Origin of the sequence: Pedobacter sp. Leaf41 (assembly GCF_001422545.1) — a bacterium.
Classification (GTDB): domain Bacteria; phylum Bacteroidota; class Bacteroidia; order Sphingobacteriales; family Sphingobacteriaceae; genus Pedobacter.
On record NZ_LMLE01000009.1, the window covers coordinates 247,492 to 266,597 of the forward strand.

Sequence of the window (19,106 nt, forward strand, 5' to 3'; positions counted from 1 at the left end):
AAAAGGGAATGGATTTTTATCCGTTCCCTTTTTTTATGTTTGCACTACAAACAACAAAACTTTAATGGGATTATTATTAGACTACCTGAAAAACCACAAGTGGATTGTGGCTTTAGCGCTATTGCTTGCAGGTTTAAATATTGGCTTTTCACTTTTAGATCCATATATCACCGGAAGAATTTTAGACAAATTCATCAATCAAAAAGATAAATTAACTTACAGCCAATACCTATGGGGCTCGCTCGGATTAATTGGCCTGGCCATTGGCGCAGCAATGGTTTCGCGTATCGCTAAAAACTTTCAGGATTACTTCACCAGTGTTATCGTTCAAAAAGTTGGTGCAAAAATGTATGCTGACGGTTTACAGCATTCTTTAAAATTACCTTACCAGGTTTTTGAAGATCAGCGAAGCGGCGAAACCTTGGGTATTTTACAAAAAGTACGTTTAGACTCCGAGAAATTCATTACCTCTTTCATCAGTATTTTGTTTGTGAGTTTAATCGGGATGATTTTCGTCATCGTGTACTCTGTTTCCATCAGCTACAAAGTAACACTGGTTTACTTTACGGCTATTCCAATTATCAGTTTTGTAAGCTGGTTTTTAAGCCGCAAAATAAAAACCATTCAGCGCTCCATTGTCGGCGAAACAACCGCTTTGGCGGGTTCTACTACTGAATCACTGAGAAACATTGAACTGGTAAAAAGTTTGGGTTTGGCCGATCAGGAAATTGAACGTTTAAATAAAACCACCTACAAAATTTTAGGTCTGGAATTGAAAAAGGTAAAATATGTTCGCAGCATGAGCTTTGTTCAAGGCACCACTGTAAACCTGGTTCGCAGTACAATGATCTTGGTTTTATTGTTGCTTATCTTCGATAATGCCATTACTGCTGGTCAGTATTTAACTTTCTTGTTCTATTCGTTTTTCCTTTTTGGCCCATTGCAAGAACTTGGAAACGTAATTTTAGCCTGGCGTGAAGCAGAGGTTTCACTGGGCAATTTCAAAAAAATATTAAGTACGCCAATTGACAAAAAACCAGAGAACCCGATTTCCATCAATAAAATTAAAGATTTAACTTTTAGCAATGTTGGTTTCAAACACCAAACTGCAAACAGAAACGCTTTAGAAAACATTTCATTTAAAACGCAAAGTGGGCAAACCATTGCCTTTGTTGGTCCATCAGGAGCAGGAAAGTCTACCTTGGTAAAATTGTTAGTTGGCCTTTATCCAGCTAAAGAAGGTGAAATTTTATATAACGGCACCCCAAGTAATGATATTGATTTAGATGCACTGAGAGAGAAAATTGGTTTTGTAACGCAAGACACGCAGTTGTTCTCGGGCACCATCAGGGAGAATTTACTATTCGTAAACCCAACTGCAACCGATGAAGAGTGTTTTAAGGTTTTAAACCAGGCAGCTTGTCAAACTTTGCTGGCCAGAGCCGACAAAGGTTTGGATTCGTTAATTGGTGAAGGGGGCGTTAAAGTTTCCGGAGGTGAAAAACAGCGGTTATCTATTGCCCGGGCCTTACTTCGCCGACCAGATATTTTAGTTTTTGATGAAGCCACATCATCGTTAGATTCGATTACAGAAGAAGAAATTACCAAAACCATTCGTTCTGTATCCGACTTAACCGATCACATTACGATTTTGATTGCCCACCGTTTATCAACCATCAAACATGCTGATGTTATTTACGTTTTGGAGAAAGGACATATCATCGAACAAGGTTCACACGAAGCGTTGATCGCTCAAAATGGATTGTATCAAGCCATGTGGCGACAACAAATTGGCGAAAGAATTGTTGAAGTATAATAAAACTTCATCCTATGTTAGTAGCACAAATTGAAAGCAACGAAATCGGCATAATCATTATAATTGGCGCCATTTTATGGCTGGCGCTAATTTTAACCGCACTTTATCATATCTCCCGAAACAAAGGAATGCTCTTCCCGGTAAAAGCGCTATGGTTTGTGATCATATTGCTAGCTCCATTTTTAGGTTCAATTATTTATTTAATCTGGGGCAAGAACAGAAAGTTTTAGGCTTTTGGCTTTTATCCAGGGTTGAATAGATTAAGGATTTGGAAAGCAATAGCAGGAATACTTCGGTTAGTTTCAGCCCCGCTGTACCTTCAAGCGCTATGAAAAATAGCGGCTTTCCGTCCCATCGGGTTTAGTCTGCAATGCGTTTCGCTTAAGCAGAAGTCTTTTACACTTACACCTGAGCTAGTTTCTAACGAGGGCAAAATAGCAAAACGATTCCTATCGTCTAATTGCAGAATGCCCCCCTAACTAAACCTGACTGTACGAAAATCCTTTATGTTGTTAGCATTAACCCAATCAGCATTAACCAACACAAAAAGATTGCAGGAAAGGCAGGGCCACAAGTCACTAGCAGCAGCGACGAAAGTTTTCAAATATTTATAAATTAACCTTTATCGGTTTGTTCATTGATATCCTGCAGACTCAATTTGGTAAGAGATTTAGTTTTTAACCAGGTAATAAAAGCTATTCCGATAGTCATACTGCCGCCAAAAACCACTGCAGGAACTAGCCTCATATATTTCGCCGTTAAACCCGATTCAAACTCGCCGATCTCGTTTGAAGAGCCAATGAACATGCTATTTACCGCTGAAACGCGACCCCGCATATGATCGGGCGTAAGCAGCTGCATGATGGTTTGACGGATAATTACGCTGACACTATCAAAAGATCCTTCTAAAAACAAGAAGAAAAGCGTGAGGTAGAAGTTTTTAGATAGGCCGTAACAAATAATACTCAAACCAAAGCCTGTTACAGCAATGAGCAAATTTCTCCACGGCTTGCCCATAGGCGAAAATCTCGTCATCAAAAGCATTGTAATCACCGCTCCAGATGAGGCTGCTCCACGCATCATGCCCAAGCCAAATGAACCTAAATGAAAAACATCCTTCGCAAAAATAGGAAGCAGTGCCACTGCACCGCCAAAAAACACGGAAAAAAGATCTAAACTCATTGCCCAAACCATCATTTTAGTTTTAAAGACAAACGAAATTCCTTCTTTTAAACTGTGAAAGATATTTTGTGTTGGCGCAAAGGTGGCCGGATGCTTTTTAAAAGTGAAGATACAAACCAGTGAAACCGACACCAGAAAAACGATAACGCTATAGGCAGCGGTAATACCCCAAAGCCAATTTATGAGCCCACCAAGTAAAGGACCAATAATGGTGGCCAGCTGCCAGCTGCTGCTACTCCAGGTGCTCGAATTCGGGTAAAGTTCTTTTGGGATGATATTGGCCATCAATGAAAAGGTCGCTGGTCCGAAAAAGCCACGAGCCAAACCGATACAGAATACTAAACCGTACATAATCAGGACAATCAGATCTTCTTTCAGATTCAAATACTGACTGGTGATGATAAGCATGAGCACCGAAGCAAGCCATACGCCAGAAAATATTTTAATCAGCAAGCCACGTTTCTCACTTTTATCTGCAATGTAACCTCCATAAAGTGCAATTCCGATCGCAGGGATTGCTTCGCACAAACCTACCAAACCAAGCTTTAATGCATCATGGGTTAAATCATAAATATGATAGCCAATAACTACCGCCTGCATCTGATAAGCCAGCGTAAAGAAAAAACGCATTCCTAAAAAAGAACGAAATTCTTTAAAACGTAATGCTGCGAACGGGTCTTGTTTAACTATAATGGGGTTGGAATCTGAATCTGCCACGAGAAAATATTTCCTACAAAACTAATGTTTGAAAAATTAAAAATCGCAAATGAATTAAATTCAGATTAAAAACGTTACCAGGATATGATGCTAAGAGATCTTGTCAAAAGAGATGCCTCTCTCTAGTTTTTGTAGATGCAGTTTCAAAACTCTATTTTCAGGCTTTTCCAATTGTGGATCATCTGAAAAAAGTTCGATAACTGTATTTCTAGCTTCAGATAGGATAATTTGATCCTTGGCCAAATCTGCGAGCTTCAAATCAAGCACCCCACTTTGTTGGGTTCCTGAAATATCGCCGGGACCACGAAGTTGTAAGTCAATTTCTGATATTTCGAAACCATTATTGGTTCGAACCATGGTTTCTAAACGTACTTTACCTTCTTTACTGAGTTTATTTCCGCTCATCAAAATGCAAAAGGATTGCTCTGCTCCCCTCCCAACTCGACCGCGTAATTGATGTAATTGCGAAAGCCCAAAACGCTCAGAATTCTCAATCACCATAACAGAGGCATTGGGAACATTCACGCCAACTTCAATCACCGTAGTAGCCACCATGATCTGGCTTTTTCCATCAATAAATTGCTGCATTTCAAATTGTTTATCCGCGTTTGGCATCTGTCCGTGTACAATGCTAATTTGATAATCCGGGCGAGGAAACTGATAGCTTAATTGTTCCACTCCTGCTTCGAGGTGTAAAAGGTCCAACTTTTCGCTTTCTTTAATCAACGGATAAACGATATAAACCTGTCGGCCTTTAGCAATCTCCTGTTTCATAAAACCGAACATTCTCAATCGCTGGCCTTCAAACAAATGCCTGGTTTCAATAGGTTTTCTTCCAGCAGGCAATTCATCGATAATTGAAACGTCGAGATCGCCATAGAGTGTCATCGCCAGCGTACGCGGAATCGGCGTCGCAGTCATCACTAAAATATGTGGAGGGATGACGTTCTTCCGCCAAAGTTTTGCCCGCTGCTCTACCCCAAAGCGATGTTGTTCATCAATAACTACTAAACCGAGATTTTTAAATTGCACTTTATCCTCAATTAAGGTATGAGTTCCGATCAGAATATCTATTTCTCCATTCTCCAGTTGCTCATGGAGGATTGTCCGCTCTCTTTTCTTGGTACTTCCGGTTAGGATGGCCACCTTAACCAAATCATCAGTTACCAATTCTGTAATGGATGCAAAATGTTGTCTGGCCAAAATTTCGGTTGGAGCCATCATACAAGCTTGATAACCGTTATCGTTTGCTAAAAGCATACTCATCAAGGCTACCGCTGTTTTGCCACTACCTACATCGCCCTGAACTAAGCGATTCATTTGAACCCCACGCTGGGTATCGATTCTAATTTCTTTAACCACACGCTTCTGGGCGTTCGTTAGTTCGAATGGCAGAAATTCTTTATAAAACCGATTCACCTTTTCGCCCACCTTATCAAAAGTTACCCCTTTGAATTTTAGCTGCCTCAATTGCTTGTTATGCAATAATTGAAGCTGAATAAAAAAAAGCTCCTCGAACTTCAATCTTCTTTCCGCAGCGTTTAAATCCTGCTGATTTTTTGGAAAATGAATACTCAATAAAGCCTTCTTTTTATCTGGTAACTGATACTTATCAATTATATACTGAGGTAAGTTTTCCGGAACGTCTTTAACAACCTGATCGAGCAAGCCAGCAATTAAACGCTGTATACCTTTAGAATCCAAGGTAAACTTTTTTAGTTTCTCGGTAGAATTGTAAACGGGCTGCAACGTTAAATTGCCCCTACCTACAGGTTTGTTTTGGTAAAGCTCCATTTCTGGATGTGAAATACTGAAGGTTCCATTAAATAAAGTCGGTTTGCCGAAAGCCACATAAGCCGTTCCAACGGTAATGTGATCGTCTACCCATTTCAAACTTTGAAACCAAACGAGTTCCATGATACCCGTTTCATCTTTGAAAACAGCTATAATCCGCTTCGTCCTTTTATCGCCAATAACCTTTTTGCTGATTACACGACCAATAATCTGAATATATTGTGAATCGGGATTTATTTGATTGATTTTAAAATACTGGGTACGGTCGATATAGCGAAAAGGATAGTGCGAGAGCATATCTTGAAAAGTGAAAAGACCTAAATCCTTTTTCAAAACATCGGCACGACTTGGTCCCACGCCTTTTATAAATTCAATTGGTGTATCTAAAATCGACTGAAACAAATTTCTAAGCTTTTTTGTAAACAATGCTTTTTAGCAATTGTGCATTAAAAATAACAATCGATAACAGCAATAGCAAATAGGCGAAAAGCTGATGCACATCTATCGGTTCCTTAAAATAGAAGAAGGCAACTGCGAAAGCAACGATAGGATTTAGATAGATTAAAATCCCTAACGCGGATGATGGCATTCCTAATAAAGCATAAGCGTTTAAAAAAAGTGGGATAATGGTAAATACCGCAGCAATTAAAAATATATGCGACCAGAAAAAAGCATCTGCAGGAAACGTATTTTCCGTAAACAAATACATGGGCAACATCATCAGGCCTGATAAAATTAACTGAACACCTAAAAAATTCAACTTATCAATATCCTTAATCACTTTCAGCACAATAACATAAACTGCATAAAATGATGCGATAAGTACTGCCCAAAGCACTTCACGTAAAGAGCCAGTGGCTAACAAGGCAATACTTACAAATGCGATAACCAGTGCTATTACTTTAGTGCTGGTTAGCTGTTCTTTTAGGATAACAAACCCACACAAGGCTGTGATAAGAGGGCAAACCATATAAGCAAAAGCGGCAGCCTTCAAGCTTACACTGTTCACTGCATAGATGTATGTAAACCAATTTCCCGTTATTAAGAATGCAGAAAGAACAGTTAATAGCAAGAACTTGGTTTTACTGGATGATGTTAAATTCTTAAAAAAATTAACATCATTTTTTAAGGCATCTCTCCTGAAAAGTAGAATAATTGTCCATACCATTAAAATAGAAACAAATATCCTGTAATAAAGAATCTCTTGAGGGGGGAAACCCTTAATGTTCCGTAATGGGATAGACATTGTACCCCAGATAATGTAGGGTAAAATGCCAGCTATAAAGTATTTGGTTTTAGCGGTCGCCAAGATTATTGAACGATCGCAATTACAGAAATCTCTACATTAACATTTTTAGGCAATACCGATACTTGAACAGTTTCACGAGCCGGGAAATCAGCTGTAAAATATTGTCCGTAAATCTCATTAACCTGAGCAAAGGTGCCCATATCTGAAAGAAAAATAGTTGATTTTACAACGTTATCAAAAGATAATCCAGCCTCTAAAAGCACGGCTTTCAAATTGCGCATTACCTGATGCGTTTCTTCTTCGATATTAACCAAATTTAGTTCTCCATTTTCTGGATTAATGGCTACCTGACCTGAAACAAATAAAAAATTGCCCGCTTTTACCGCTTGGCTATATGGCCCAATCGGAGCTGGAGCGTTTGTAGTAGTGATGATTTTTTTCATAAATTTTATTTAGAAAGCCATTGAACAACTTTATAGATTATACCTGCAAGAAAGATAATGATCGCCAATGCATTGATGAAATGCATAATTTTAATGTTGATGTTATTTGGCCTGTTAGGATCTTTTCTCCTGAAGAAATACATAATACAAACTTAGATAAAAAGCTTTATACAGAAAATTAAAAGGCATAAAAAAAGTCCCGATTTGCATCGGGACTTTCTATTAAACTTTATATTGAAATACTAGTTTCTAGAAGTTTCAACACGACGGTTTTGGATACGACCTTCTTCAGTATCGTTAGAAGCAATTGGATTAGCTTCACCCATTCCTTTAGTAGCAACTTGACTAGCGTTAACACCAGAGTTTACTAAGTAAGTTTTAACAGAATTAGCTCTGTCTTTAGATAATTTCATGTTATATGCAGCAGTACCTTCGCTTGAAGCGTAACCGTTTACAGTTACTTTACCACCGTTTTCACGTAACACTGAAGATAATTTATCTAAAGTTGGATAAGCTTCAGTTTTTAAAACTGATGAGTTGAAATCAAAACCGATTTTTTCGAAACCAGTTACATTAGAGTTCTGAGTTGAATCAGCTTGGAACTTAGGAAGTGGACATCCTGAACCATCAACAGCAGTACCTGCAGGAGTTCCTGGGCATTTGTCGAATTGATCAGCAACACCATCACCATCAGTATCTTTTTTCAAATCTTCAACAGATTTCTCTACGTTAGATACACGGTTTTTCAAAGCTTCAACTTCTTGACGTAAAGTAGGATCTTTTAACTCATCGTACATAGTAGCTAATGGGTTAGACCACTCTAAACTTGGTTTTGCAGAAGAACCTAAAGAGAATTCTAATCCAGCATATCCGTAAGAGAATTTATCTTGTGAAGTACCTTTAGCATAAGTTCCATCTAAGTTATCAGCATCAACAAAGTTCATAGTGTAACCTAAATTGAAGTTAACACGCTCTGACACTTTGAATTTAACACCAGCACCTACTGGAATGTAGAAACCTTTTACGTAATCATTTCTTTCGCCAGATTTAACAACGTTATTTCCGTTTTCAGAGTTACCACCAGCATTACCTTTCCAATCAATTACAGTACCATTTGCTAAAGTAACTTTTGGTGCGTAAGCCATGTAACCGTAACCAGCAGTTAAGAAGAAACCAACTGAGTTTTCACGACGTAAGAAATCGATAGAACCTAAGTTTACAACACCACGTAAATCAACAGCATATTGTAATTCAGTTTCGAATTCTCTGTTTGTAGAACCTGCTCCATAAATAGTAGCATCGTTTGATCCAGAAAGTTTACCACGAGTACCGTTTAATTCTAAAGCGAAAGAGTGCCCTAATTGTTTACGGATATTTAAACCGTAACCTAAGTTAACATCCCATCTGTTGTAATCATTGGTGCTGCTGATTGGAGCGATTGGCATAAGAACACCACCGTTCAAACCGATTGACCAAGTTCTGTACTGTCCTCTACCACCAAATACCTTGGTGCCAGAAGTTGTTGCAGGTGCATCTTGAGCGACAGCAAGAGTAGCAACTCCTGTTAATGCCACTAAAGAAAGCGCAACACTTTTCTTTAAAGTAGAATAATTCATAATCTTTTTTTCTTTTTAAGGGTAAACAATCTAATTGATTAATTTTTTAGTAATCGCAAAATTAAACAAAAATTTAAATTTTCAAACTTTTATACAAACTCCGTTCCAAACTTCTCTCTAATTAATCATTTTCTTACATTTGAGCATTACCTTGTTAAAACTGTAATTATCATGAAATATCCTCAAATTGATCAGTCACTTTTTATATTAAACAGAACAAACTATGCTAAACAACTTAAAAACAATTCGTTAGCTGTATTTAATGCTGCCGATGAGTTTCCTAGAAGTGGTGATCAAAATTTTATCTTCAAGCAAAATCCAGATTTATTTTATTTATCAGGAATTGATCAGGAACAAACAATATTACTTCTATATCCTGATTGTCCTAATCCTTTGTACAGAGAAGTCCTGTTTTTAAGACAGACTAACGATTATATTAAGGTTTGGGAAGGATATAAATATACCAAAGAGCAGGCAAAAGCTGCTTCGGGCATAGAAAACATCTATTGGTTAGAAGATTTTGATAATATCCTGCACAGCATTGTTCATTATGCAGATAACATTTATCTCAATACAAATGAAAATGATAGATATGCACATTCAGTTCCCTATCGCGATGTTCGTTTTATCGAACAAATGCGCTCAAAATATCCATTGCACCATTACGAGCGCTCCGCTCCAATTATGCGTGGTTTGCGGGCTGTAAAGTCTCAGCTTGAAATTGAACTGACTAAAAAAGCCTGTGCCATTACACGTGATGCTTTTGTAAGGGTGTTGAAATTTACTAAACCTGGAGTAAAGGAATATGAAATTGAAGCTGAAATTATCCATGAATTTATAAAGCAGGGTGGAACAGGACATGCATATACACCAATCATTGCTTCTGGGCATAATGCAAATATTCTTCATTATAACGATAACAATCAGGAGTGTAAAGACGGCGATGTGATTCTCTTTGATTTTGGGGCTGAATACGCTAATTACAATGCAGATATGAGCCGGTCAATTCCTGTAAACGGAAAATTTACCCCGAGACAAAAAGAAGTTTACAATGCAGTTTTGCATGTAATGAAAGAAGCTACTAAACTCATTGTGGCCAATACTGTTTGGAATACCTATCATGAGCAGGTTGGAGAGATCATGTCTGAGCAACTGGTTAACTTAGGTTTGATATCTACAACTGATGTTAAAAATCAAAATCCAAATTATCCAGCCTACAAAAAATACTTTATGCATGGCACATCTCATCATTTGGGAATAGATGTACATGACTTTGCCGGGCGGTACACGCCATTTGCGGAAGGAAATATATTAACCGTAGAGCCTGGTATTTATATCCCTGAAGAAGACCTGGGCATTCGGTTAGAAAACAACATTTTAATCACTGCCAATGGCAATATCGACCTAATGGCTGATATCCCTGTAGAGGCTGATGAAATTGAAGACATCATGAACAGCTAATTCGGGGGAAACTTTATACCGACTAATGATAAATCAGTTGAAGCTTCACGCTCTCTTATTACTCATCACTACTTAACCCCCGGTTGAGTAGTGCGTAACCCTTAGGGTTAACAAAGGGTTAAGAATAGGTACACAATAGGTAATCAAAGGGTTAACAATAGGTATAGAAAAGGTACATTAAGGGTTAACCTGGTATAAGGAAAGGGCTAACCAGTTACCGGTTGATTTCCAAATTCTGCTGCAAAGCGATAAATATTAAAATCATCTTTTAATAAGGCTGACTGAATCTCTTCTCGCAGCCTTTTTTTGTCTACATCAATCATTTTCTGATTTTGAATCAGTCGCCAGGCTTTCTCCGCGAAAAGAAATTCTTTTCGTTGGTTAGAAACCTTAATGGGTTCTGAAATCCATTTACATAATTCTTCAACGCCAATGTTTTTATCCGCAACCGTTTTTAATATTGGTATCGATTTTACACCTTTATGAACGATCTTTTTTAAATTGTTCGCAAAGGTATCGGCTCCTGCCCTATCGGCTTTATTAATCACAAAGCAATCGGCGATTTCCATTAACCCTGATTTAATATTTTGTACCTCATCTCCTGATTCTGGAACCAATACCACAATTGTTTGATCTGCAAGGCCTGCAATTTCGACTTCGGATTGACCTACTCCTACCGTTTCTACAATAATTAAATCAAAATTCGAAGCTTTTAGCACATCAACCATTTCAATGGTTTTAGCCGAAATACCTCCCAAAGCGCCTCTGGTTGCAAGCGAACGAATAAAAACATTTGGATTATTAAATTGTGAGGCCATCCTGATTCGATCGCCCAGTAAAGAGCCAAAATTAAATGGCGAAGTGGGATCGATGGCCAGGATCGCTACACGTTTGCTTTCAGCAGTAAAATGATTTGTAATTGCGTTAACCAGGGTGCTTTTACCAGCACCAGGCGGGCCGGTAATACCAACCACCACTTTAGGCGATTGGCTATCCAGATTTTTCAGAATCAAATCAGCCGGCGCAATATCATTTTCAACGAGCGTTAATGCCCTCGCCAATGTCTTGTAATTACCGGCTTTTACTTCACTTAAAATGGATAGATGGGTATTCATCAATAAAACTATCTTTGTACAAAGAAACAGATTTATTTTTCAACGATTGTATCAACCCAGCAAGAAACAATCTAAAAACATTGCGTGCATGAAAGTAAGTGGCTTTAGCTATATGAGAAACAGTTTTAAGTATGGCTATCCAGTAATCGAATCTATCAAATCTATATTACCTTTATGTGATGAATTTATTGCGGTAGTTGGAAAATCAGAGGATGGAACAAGAGAAGCCATTGAAGCTATCGGATCAGACAAGATTAAAATTATAGATACCGTATGGGATGATTCACTTATTGAGGGGGGAAAAGTGTTCGCACAACAAGCCAATATTGGATTAAAGGCAGCCACGGGAGATTGGGTATTTCACATACAATCTGACGAGGTATTCCACGAAAAAGATTTGCCTAAAATAAAAAAAGCCATGGAGGATAATCTCCATGACAATAAAGTAGAAGGATTTTTATTCGATTTCCTTCATTTCATTGGAGATTACAAGCACATCGGCACGACTCGAAAATGGCACCGGAGAGAAATTAGGATTATTAGAAACAACCCAACTTTTTATTCTTATAAAGATTCTCAAGGCTTCAGAAGCTATCCAAGTTTGGAAGATTATCAAAAGAATATCAATAGCCGCAAGCTCCATGTAAAATGGATAGATGCCAAAATCTTTCATTATTCATATTGCCGCAACCCGTACTTACTACTTGGAAAAGTAAAAAGATTCACTGGATACTATCAGTCTGAAGAAAAAACAGTTGAGCAATATAAAAACTACGAAACTTTTGATTTTGAGAGTGTGGCCGACATTCTTGCTCATTTTGAAGAGCCTCATCCGGAAACTATGAAAACGGTAATTGCCGCACAGGATTGGGTATTTAAACATAATCCCAATAAGATTGATTTATCTCCACGGCGAATGTTTTTACATAGGATTGAGATGATTACAGGATGGAGAATTGGCGAATATAAAAATTATAAGATCCTACCAAATAAATAGTTCATCCATGAAGATTGTTTTTGATTGTGAACGAATGAAATATCCCTTTACGGGATTATTTGAATATTGCCATCAACTGGGTTTGTCTTTGATTAAGACAAAAAACAACGATGATGAAATTTCACTTTACGTACGCCAAAAAGATCAGCACAATTTTGATGAGAGCACTCCCTTCATCGATCAAAATAGCCTACATAAATTTATTTTCCCATCAATAAATAAAAACATTGATTTGTGGCACACCACTCATCAGATTTCTTCTTACCTGCCTTCAAATAAAAAGTTAATAAAGGTATTAACAGTGCATGATTTAAATTTTTTACACGAAGAAAAGTCAGATGCTAAGCGCAGAAAACAGGTTAAAAAGCACCAAAAAGTTATAGATAAAGCTGATCATATCATTGCAATATCGGCATTTACCAAACACGACATCCTTAAAAATTTAAAAGTAAATAAGCCAATAACAGTTATTTACAATGGTGCAAAAGTTGAAAAATTCCCAGAATTTAATCAGCCAAAATACCAACCGAAACAAAAATTTCTCTTTTCCTTGGGCACAGTCATTCCCAAAAAAAACTTCCACACCCTACCTTGCCTGCTGGAAGATAACGATTTCGAACTCATTATTGCCGGAAAGGAAGATGGCGGTTATGGTGATAAAATTAGAGAAGAAGCGATCAGATATGGAGTACAAAATAGAGTTCACCTTATTGGCCCGGTTAGCAGTGAGGAGAAATACTGGTATTATAATAACTGCAGTGCTTTTCTTTTTCCTTCCCTAGCAGAAGGTTTTGGCATTCCTGCCATCGAAGCTATGAATTTTGGCAAACCAGTCTTTCTTTCTAAATTAACTTCGTTACCCGAAATAGGTGGCGAACTAGCGTATTACTTTGATAGCTTTGAAAACGGCCACATGAAGAAAGTTTTCAAAGAGGGCTTAGCTGATTATGAAAAGAATCAGCCTGCCGATGCTATAATTGCACATGCCCAAAAATTTAACTGGGAAAAATGTGCCGAAGCTCATTGGAAACTATATCACTCCTTAATGATGTGAATTTAGCTCAAAACTAATTTATCATTATTATTAATCTGATCTTTCTTGTTAAAATCAACAGTTAACATTTGATAGAGAATATAAACCCAAATAACTACACAAGGCAAAGCTTTTAACGCATAAAGCCTGATAAAGGTTCTTGCAAACGGGGGAATAATATCGGTAGGCGAAAGGCTCGTTACTATAAATGCAAATACCAACAAACCAATTATCCAAGGTGTTTTTCGGCTTTGACAAACAAACCATACCGCAATACCAACAAAGGCTATGATATAAGTAGGTGATTCTGAACCCGTACTAAAAATTACCGTAAAAATTAAAGTTGAGGCCAATAACAACAACCTAAACCCAACGTTTTTATATTGACTAATACGAAGATAAGGTAAGAGAAAAAGCAATAATCCACCTAAAAGCATAGGCCAATTTGGAATTTCTTTATCCCCAAAAACCCTCCTAACTATGCCCATTAATGAAATATCCTGAAATGAATCGAGATTGATATTACTGGAGTTTTTACTTACCAATGCCTCATACCAATCTTGATAAGAACGCAAAATATATCCTGGCGAAGAAAACAGCATAGGCAGTACAAAAAGAACCGCTAAACTTAATACCCCATATAGAATCAACCTGATCTTTTCCTTTGTAAAGAAAAAATAAGCTAAACTAACCACTCCATAAAGCTTAACAAGCATACCAAATGCAATAAAAAATGCAGATTGAGCATTTTTATTTTTCAGCATATAACTAAAACTCAATAACATTGTGCCAGTTAAAGCAATATTAAACTGAAAGCTAAATAAAGATGTTAGCGCCTCATGAGCGCAAATCCATGCAATAATAGTTTTTTTATTGTCTGATATAGGAAGGCTGTAAATTCCCCAAAGAAGAACAATTACGTTTGCAACATTCCACAAACAAACACCTATCCAGTCAGGTAAAACCGCAAACGGCATCATAAAGACACCAAATACAGGTCCATAATGATTGCAATCTATATATGGATTTGCCGGAGAATTGATATATAGAGGCTGTTGTTCAATTAGATGCCAGAATGTATATTTAAAAATCAGATAGTTATTAAATGTATGATGCAGATATTGTTTAAGTGCTGCAACTAAAGCAAGCAAAATATAGGCACCATACACTAACTTCCTATTTAAAAAGAAGTTCCAATTTAAATTTTTCAAGGCTTTTAATTGTTATTTGCTGCAAAGAACGAAATTTAAAGTGAAAAAAGAGAATCCAGAACACATCAACGATACCTCCCGAATCACTGGTTTTTACCGTTTTATTATCATCCAGCTTTCACAAATTGGGGTGAATAATGATAAACATCCCAAAATGCTTAGCTTTACATCATAATTTATTTGAATGAAAATTTATTTCCGATTATTATCTTTTGCTAAGCCAATAGAGAAATTTGCTATTCCTTATGTTATTGCAACTTTGTTATCTATTTTATTTGGAACTTTAAATCTTGCCCTATTATCACCTCTATTCGAAACGTTGCTGAATAGCAATGCTAAAGAACCGAAAGTTGAATCGCTTACTGACAAAGCGGTTTCGTCATTTAATATTCTAGGCCAGTTTAGACAATTCGTTAACGAATCTATAGCAACCACCGGGCCTGAGAAAACACTCGGTTACGTGTGTATTGTTATTATCATTTCTGTTTTACTCTCAAATCTTTTCAAATATTTTTCGCAGCGTTATATGGAAGATCTGCGGGTTCATACACTCCTTAATTTACGTAAGAAAGTTTTTAATAATGTAATGGATTTGCATGTTGGATATTTTAATAATGAACGAAAAGGTGATATTATATCAAAAGTAGCCTCTGATGTACAGGTTGTACAATTTACCGTAACAAACACGCTTCAAGTTGTTTTTAAAGAACCTGTAACTTTAATAGTTTACATCGTATTACTATTTAATATATCAGCCAAACTTACTTTTTTCTCATTAATGGTTATTCCAATATCCGCTTTTATAATAAGTAAAATAGTAAAAAGATTAAAACAACAAGCTAAAGAATCTCATGAATCGTTTGCTAAAATGATTGGTTTTCTAGATGAATCTTTAAGCGGAGTTAAAATCATTAAAGCTTTTAATGCAGTGGAAAGGATTAAACAAAAGTTTAATCAAGAAAATATTTTTTACTCCAATTTAACCCGCAAAATTACTCGCCGGCAGCAACTAGGCTCACCTGTTTCTGAGTTTTTAGGAGTAATGATGGTGGCCGCTATAGTTTGGTATGGTGGATCTTTAATAATCAATAAAGAAAGTAATGCGCTAGCTGCTGCTGATTTTATCGCCTACATAGCTATATTCTCTCAGGTGATGCGACCTGCAAAGGCTCTCACAGATTCATTTAGCGGAATCCATTCTGGAATTGCTGCCGGTGAAAGGGTGCTAGATTTAATTGATACTGAACCTCAATTATTGAATTCCCCTGATGCAAAAGTTTTGGATGGTTTTCATCATGAAATTAAATTTGAAAACGTTTCATTTAACTATGGTGAAAAGGAAATTTTAAATGCAATCAGTTTTAATATACAAAAGGGAAAAACAGTCGCTTTGGTGGGGCCATCTGGCGGTGGAAAGAGTACGTTAATGGATTTGATCCCTCGCTTTCACGACCCAAAATCAGGAAATATCAGCGTTGATGGCCACAATTACCAGGATTTAACAGTAGAGAGTATACGAGCGCAAATGGGCACCGTAAACCAGGAATCGTTTCTTTTCAATGATACAATATTCAATAACATCGCTTTCGCTAAACCGGAAGCTACAATAGAAGAAGTTGTAGCTGCTGCAAAAATTGCAAACGCTCATGATTTTATTGAAAATACCGAGAACGGATATTATTCTTACGTAGGTGATCGAGGCAATAAACTTTCAGGCGGACAAAAACAGCGTGTTTGTATTGCCAGGGCAGTTTTGGCGAATCCACCAATCATGCTTTTAGATGAAGCAACATCAGCACTCGATACAGAGTCAGAAAAACTGGTACAGGGAGCTTTAAATAACTTGATGAAAAACAGGACTTCCATTGTAATTGCTCACCGTTTAAGTACTATTCAGCACGCTGATCAAATTATTGTAATCGATAAAGGAAGAGTAATAGAAACTGGAAACCATAATGAATTGATGGTTCAAGGCGGACTTTACAAGCGTTTGATTGATATGCAGGCATTCAACGATTAAGCATATGTTGTCGATTGTTATCGTAACTTATAACGCAGCCTCAACACTTCAACAATGTTTGGATAGTATCTATTTACAAAGATTAAAAGAAATAAAAATCGTAGTAATCGATGGTAGCAGTACTGATGGCACGATAGAATTGTTGAAACGAAATAATTCTAAACTTTCATTTTGGAAATCAGAAAAAGATTCTGGGATATATGATGCCATGAACAAAGCCATAAAATTCGTTAACACAGAATGGGTATATTTTTTAGGTGCGGATGATGAATTGCTCCCTGATTTTTCAGACTTTGCAAATCAATTAAAAGATTTAGGCTTTATCTATTATGCTAACGTAATTTACAAAGGCAAAAAACATTCTGGGGAAGTTTCCGCATATCGCCAGGCCAAATTAGGCTTGTTTCATCAATCAATTATTTACCCTACTTCCGTTTTTAAAAAATATAAATACAATACCAAGTATAAAATTGCTGCAGATTATGCGTTAAATATGCAATTGTATAAAGATTCAGAATATAGATTTAAACATCTGGATTACGTTATTGCGAAGTATAACGACACTGGTGTCTCTGCGATAAATAAAGACCTTGATTTTGAAGCTGATAAACAATCTCTAATCTTAAATAATTTTGGCGTTAAAATATGGGTAAGAAGCTTAATAAGACTAACAAAAGCTAAACTATTTAAAAAAAATTGAGTAGAATGATGAAGGAGCAAGTGGTCATTATAATTCCTTTTTACCAAGATAAAATCGATTACAACAGTGAGTTTTCCTTAAATCAGTGCTTCAATGTTTTAGGGCATCATAAGATTGTGGCTATTAAACCAATTACACTTGATATTTCTAACGCGATCGGTAATTTTCAATTCGATGAAGTAGTAAGTTTTGATGATAAGTATTTTAAAAATATTGCGGGCTATAATGCCCTTATGCTCTCTGATGAGTTCTATGGATCTTTCTTACGATATGAATACTTACTAATCCATCAACTTGATGTCTTCGTCTTTTCAGATCAATTACAGTTTTGGTGCAATCAAAGTTATGATTATATCGGTGCACCGTGGCTCTATCCAACAAGTTCGGGCATTAATATGAGCAACATAAGTGTATACTTGAAAAGCTATTTTTATCGCCGTTATAATGTCCGTCGTGGTGGCTTGCCTAATGCAAAGCAATTACATAATCAAGTTGGTAATGGCGGATTTTCGCTGCGTAAGGTGGAGAAATTTCAGCAATTACTGAATAGATACAGAGATCAAGTCAGTTATTATTTAAATAGGCCAGAACTTGAATTTAATGAGGATATATTTTGGTCTATAGAAATTAATAGACGATCTACACAAATCAAAAAACCGAGTTACAAAGAAGCTATAAAATTTGCAATAGAAACTGAACCCCAAATTGCCCTAGAACTAAATAAAGGCAAACTTCCATTTGGATGCCATGGTTGGGATAAAAACTTAATATTTTGGTCTAGCATATTGGAAGATTACGGTTATGACATTAATCAAAATACTGCTAAATGATCTGTGAAAACAAACCTCTTATTTCAATAGCATTATGTACTTATAATGGCGAAAAGTACATTGAAAAACAATTGGATAGTTTAGTTTCTCAATCATACACACCTATTGAAATCGTCATATCAGATGATTCCTCGACTGATGGAACATGGAATATACTAGAAAAATATGCTGCAGTTTATCCGTTCATCAAATTATTTAAAAGTAGAATAAACCTAGGCTTTACTAAAAATTTTGAGCAGGCCATTTCATTTTGCAATGGAGACTTTATAGCCCTCAGCGATCAGGATGACATTTGGGATACTGATAAATTATCAATTTTATATAATGAGTTAGGAGACTCCGACTTAATTTATCATGATTCAAATTTTATAGATGAAAATGATAATCCCATTCTAGGCAAAAAAATGAGTGATCACTACAACACCTATGATGGAAGTTCAAATCTTCCGTTTCTGATATCAAATTGTGCAGCGGGACACGCCATGATGTTTAAAAAGACATTAACGCAAAAATTTCTGCCATTCAAAGATGGCTATTATCATGATTGGTGGATTATTTTTGTAGTAGCAACTTTCGGAAAAATCAAATCAATTCCAGATGTTTTGGTAAGATACAGGCAGCACGATTTAAGTATTACTGACTCACTTTCTTTAAAAGCTACCAGCACAATGGATAGAAATAAAGGATATCTAAACTTCAACTTAAATTGGATTGAGCATTGCTTAACCTTACCGAATATAAAAAACAAAGAAGAAATTGAGATAATCTACAAGCAACTAAAAAGCTACAAAGAAGGAAGTAGGGGTATGAAATTATTTATCTTTTTGTTGCACTATTATCACCTATTATTTTATTTCCATATCAAAAACAAATCTTTTATAAGCCGATTAAATTTAATTAGAAAGATTAGCTTTGGTTAAGA

The 19,106-nt window shown here is 36.5% G+C and carries 17 protein-coding genes; 9 read left to right on the plus strand and 8 right to left on the minus strand.

Annotation, left to right across the window (positions count from 1 at the left end; translation table 11 throughout):
• Positions 1–64: 64 nt before the first annotated feature.
• Positions 65–1,816: an ABC transporter ATP-binding protein gene (locus ASE92_RS15970; RefSeq protein WP_056851106.1), complete on the plus strand. Its 1,752-nt coding sequence runs from the start codon at positions 65–67 to the stop codon at positions 1,814–1,816.
• 14 nt (positions 1,817–1,830) lie between these two features.
• The gene (locus tag ASE92_RS15975; RefSeq protein ID WP_056851107.1) at positions 1,831–2,046 is read left to right on the plus strand and encodes a PLDc N-terminal domain-containing protein; all 216 of its coding nucleotides are present in this window, start codon (positions 1,831–1,833) and stop codon (positions 2,044–2,046) included.
• 385 nt (positions 2,047–2,431) lie between these two features.
• Here the strand turns inward: ASE92_RS15975 and ASE92_RS15980 are convergent, their stop codons facing one another.
• From ASE92_RS15980 to ASE92_RS16000, 6 genes are all read right to left on the minus strand, one after another.
• Entirely contained in the window at positions 2,432–3,715 is a 1,284-nt protein-coding gene (locus ASE92_RS15980; protein ID WP_056851108.1) for an MFS transporter, read from the minus strand.
• 90 nt (positions 3,716–3,805) lie between these two features.
• Positions 3,806–5,911, minus strand: coding sequence for an ATP-dependent DNA helicase RecG (recG, locus tag ASE92_RS15985; RefSeq protein ID WP_056851222.1), 2,106 nt, complete (start codon positions 5,909–5,911; stop codon positions 3,806–3,808).
• A 4-nt stretch (positions 5,912–5,915) separates the two neighbouring features.
• Entirely contained in the window at positions 5,916–6,818 is a 903-nt protein-coding gene (locus tag ASE92_RS15990; RefSeq protein ID WP_056851109.1) for an EamA family transporter, read from the minus strand.
• Between the two features lie 2 nt (positions 6,819–6,820).
• Entirely contained in the window at positions 6,821–7,201 is a 381-nt protein-coding gene (locus tag ASE92_RS15995) for a RidA family protein (RefSeq protein ID WP_056851110.1), read from the minus strand.
• Between the two features lie 5 nt (positions 7,202–7,206).
• The gene (locus tag ASE92_RS21750; RefSeq protein WP_369817428.1) at positions 7,207–7,344 is read right to left on the minus strand and encodes a DUF6728 family protein; all 138 of its coding nucleotides are present in this window, start codon (positions 7,342–7,344) and stop codon (positions 7,207–7,209) included.
• Between the two features lie 99 nt (positions 7,345–7,443).
• The gene (locus tag ASE92_RS16000) at positions 7,444–8,817 is read right to left on the minus strand and encodes an OmpA family protein (protein ID WP_056851111.1); all 1,374 of its coding nucleotides are present in this window, start codon (positions 8,815–8,817) and stop codon (positions 7,444–7,446) included.
• A 171-nt stretch (positions 8,818–8,988) separates the two neighbouring features.
• Here ASE92_RS16000 and ASE92_RS16005 point away from each other — a divergent pair, with 171 nt between their 5' ends.
• The gene (locus ASE92_RS16005; RefSeq protein WP_056851112.1) at positions 8,989–10,278 is read left to right on the plus strand and encodes an aminopeptidase P family protein; all 1,290 of its coding nucleotides are present in this window, start codon (positions 8,989–8,991) and stop codon (positions 10,276–10,278) included.
• 206 nt (positions 10,279–10,484) lie between these two features.
• On the opposite strand, the gene meaB is transcribed toward ASE92_RS16005, so the two are convergent.
• On the minus strand, positions 10,485–11,393 hold the full coding sequence (gene meaB, locus ASE92_RS16010; RefSeq protein ID WP_056851113.1) for a methylmalonyl Co-A mutase-associated GTPase MeaB: 909 nt from the start codon (positions 11,391–11,393) through the stop codon (positions 10,485–10,487).
• Between the two features lie 88 nt (positions 11,394–11,481).
• Here meaB and ASE92_RS16015 point away from each other — a divergent pair, with 88 nt between their 5' ends.
• A complete protein-coding gene (locus ASE92_RS16015; RefSeq protein ID WP_056851114.1) occupies positions 11,482–12,390 on the plus strand; it encodes a glycosyltransferase in 909 nt (302 codons plus the stop codon).
• Positions 12,391–12,397: 7 nt separating this feature from the next.
• Positions 12,398–13,444, plus strand: a complete 1,047-nt coding sequence (locus ASE92_RS16020; protein WP_082455089.1) for a glycosyltransferase family 1 protein — start codon at positions 12,398–12,400, stop codon at positions 13,442–13,444.
• 2 nt (positions 13,445–13,446) lie between these two features.
• Here ASE92_RS16020 and ASE92_RS16025 read toward each other — a convergent pair whose 3' ends face one another.
• Positions 13,447–14,634: a glycosyltransferase family 87 protein gene (locus ASE92_RS16025; RefSeq protein WP_056851116.1), complete on the minus strand. Its 1,188-nt coding sequence runs from the start codon at positions 14,632–14,634 to the stop codon at positions 13,447–13,449.
• 184 nt (positions 14,635–14,818) lie between these two features.
• Here ASE92_RS16025 and ASE92_RS16030 point away from each other — a divergent pair, with 184 nt between their 5' ends.
• Genes ASE92_RS16030 through ASE92_RS16045 form a run of 4 tightly spaced genes read left to right on the plus strand, consistent with a single transcriptional unit; the run spans position 14,819 to position 19,104 of the window.
• Positions 14,819–16,654, plus strand: a complete 1,836-nt coding sequence (locus tag ASE92_RS16030) for an ABC transporter ATP-binding protein (protein ID WP_056851117.1) — start codon at positions 14,819–14,821, stop codon at positions 16,652–16,654.
• Between the two features lie 4 nt (positions 16,655–16,658).
• Positions 16,659–17,354, plus strand: coding sequence for a glycosyltransferase (locus tag ASE92_RS16035; RefSeq protein WP_056851118.1), 696 nt, complete (start codon positions 16,659–16,661; stop codon positions 17,352–17,354).
• Positions 17,355–17,359: 5 nt separating this feature from the next.
• Positions 17,360–18,184, plus strand: coding sequence for a DUF5672 family protein (locus ASE92_RS16040; RefSeq protein ID WP_157255768.1), 825 nt, complete (start codon positions 17,360–17,362; stop codon positions 18,182–18,184).
• Entirely contained in the window at positions 18,181–19,104 is a 924-nt protein-coding gene (locus tag ASE92_RS16045; protein WP_056851120.1) for a glycosyltransferase family 2 protein, read from the plus strand. The genes ASE92_RS16040 and ASE92_RS16045 overlap by 4 nt, the downstream gene beginning before the upstream one ends.
• Positions 19,105–19,106 lie beyond the last annotated feature (2 nt).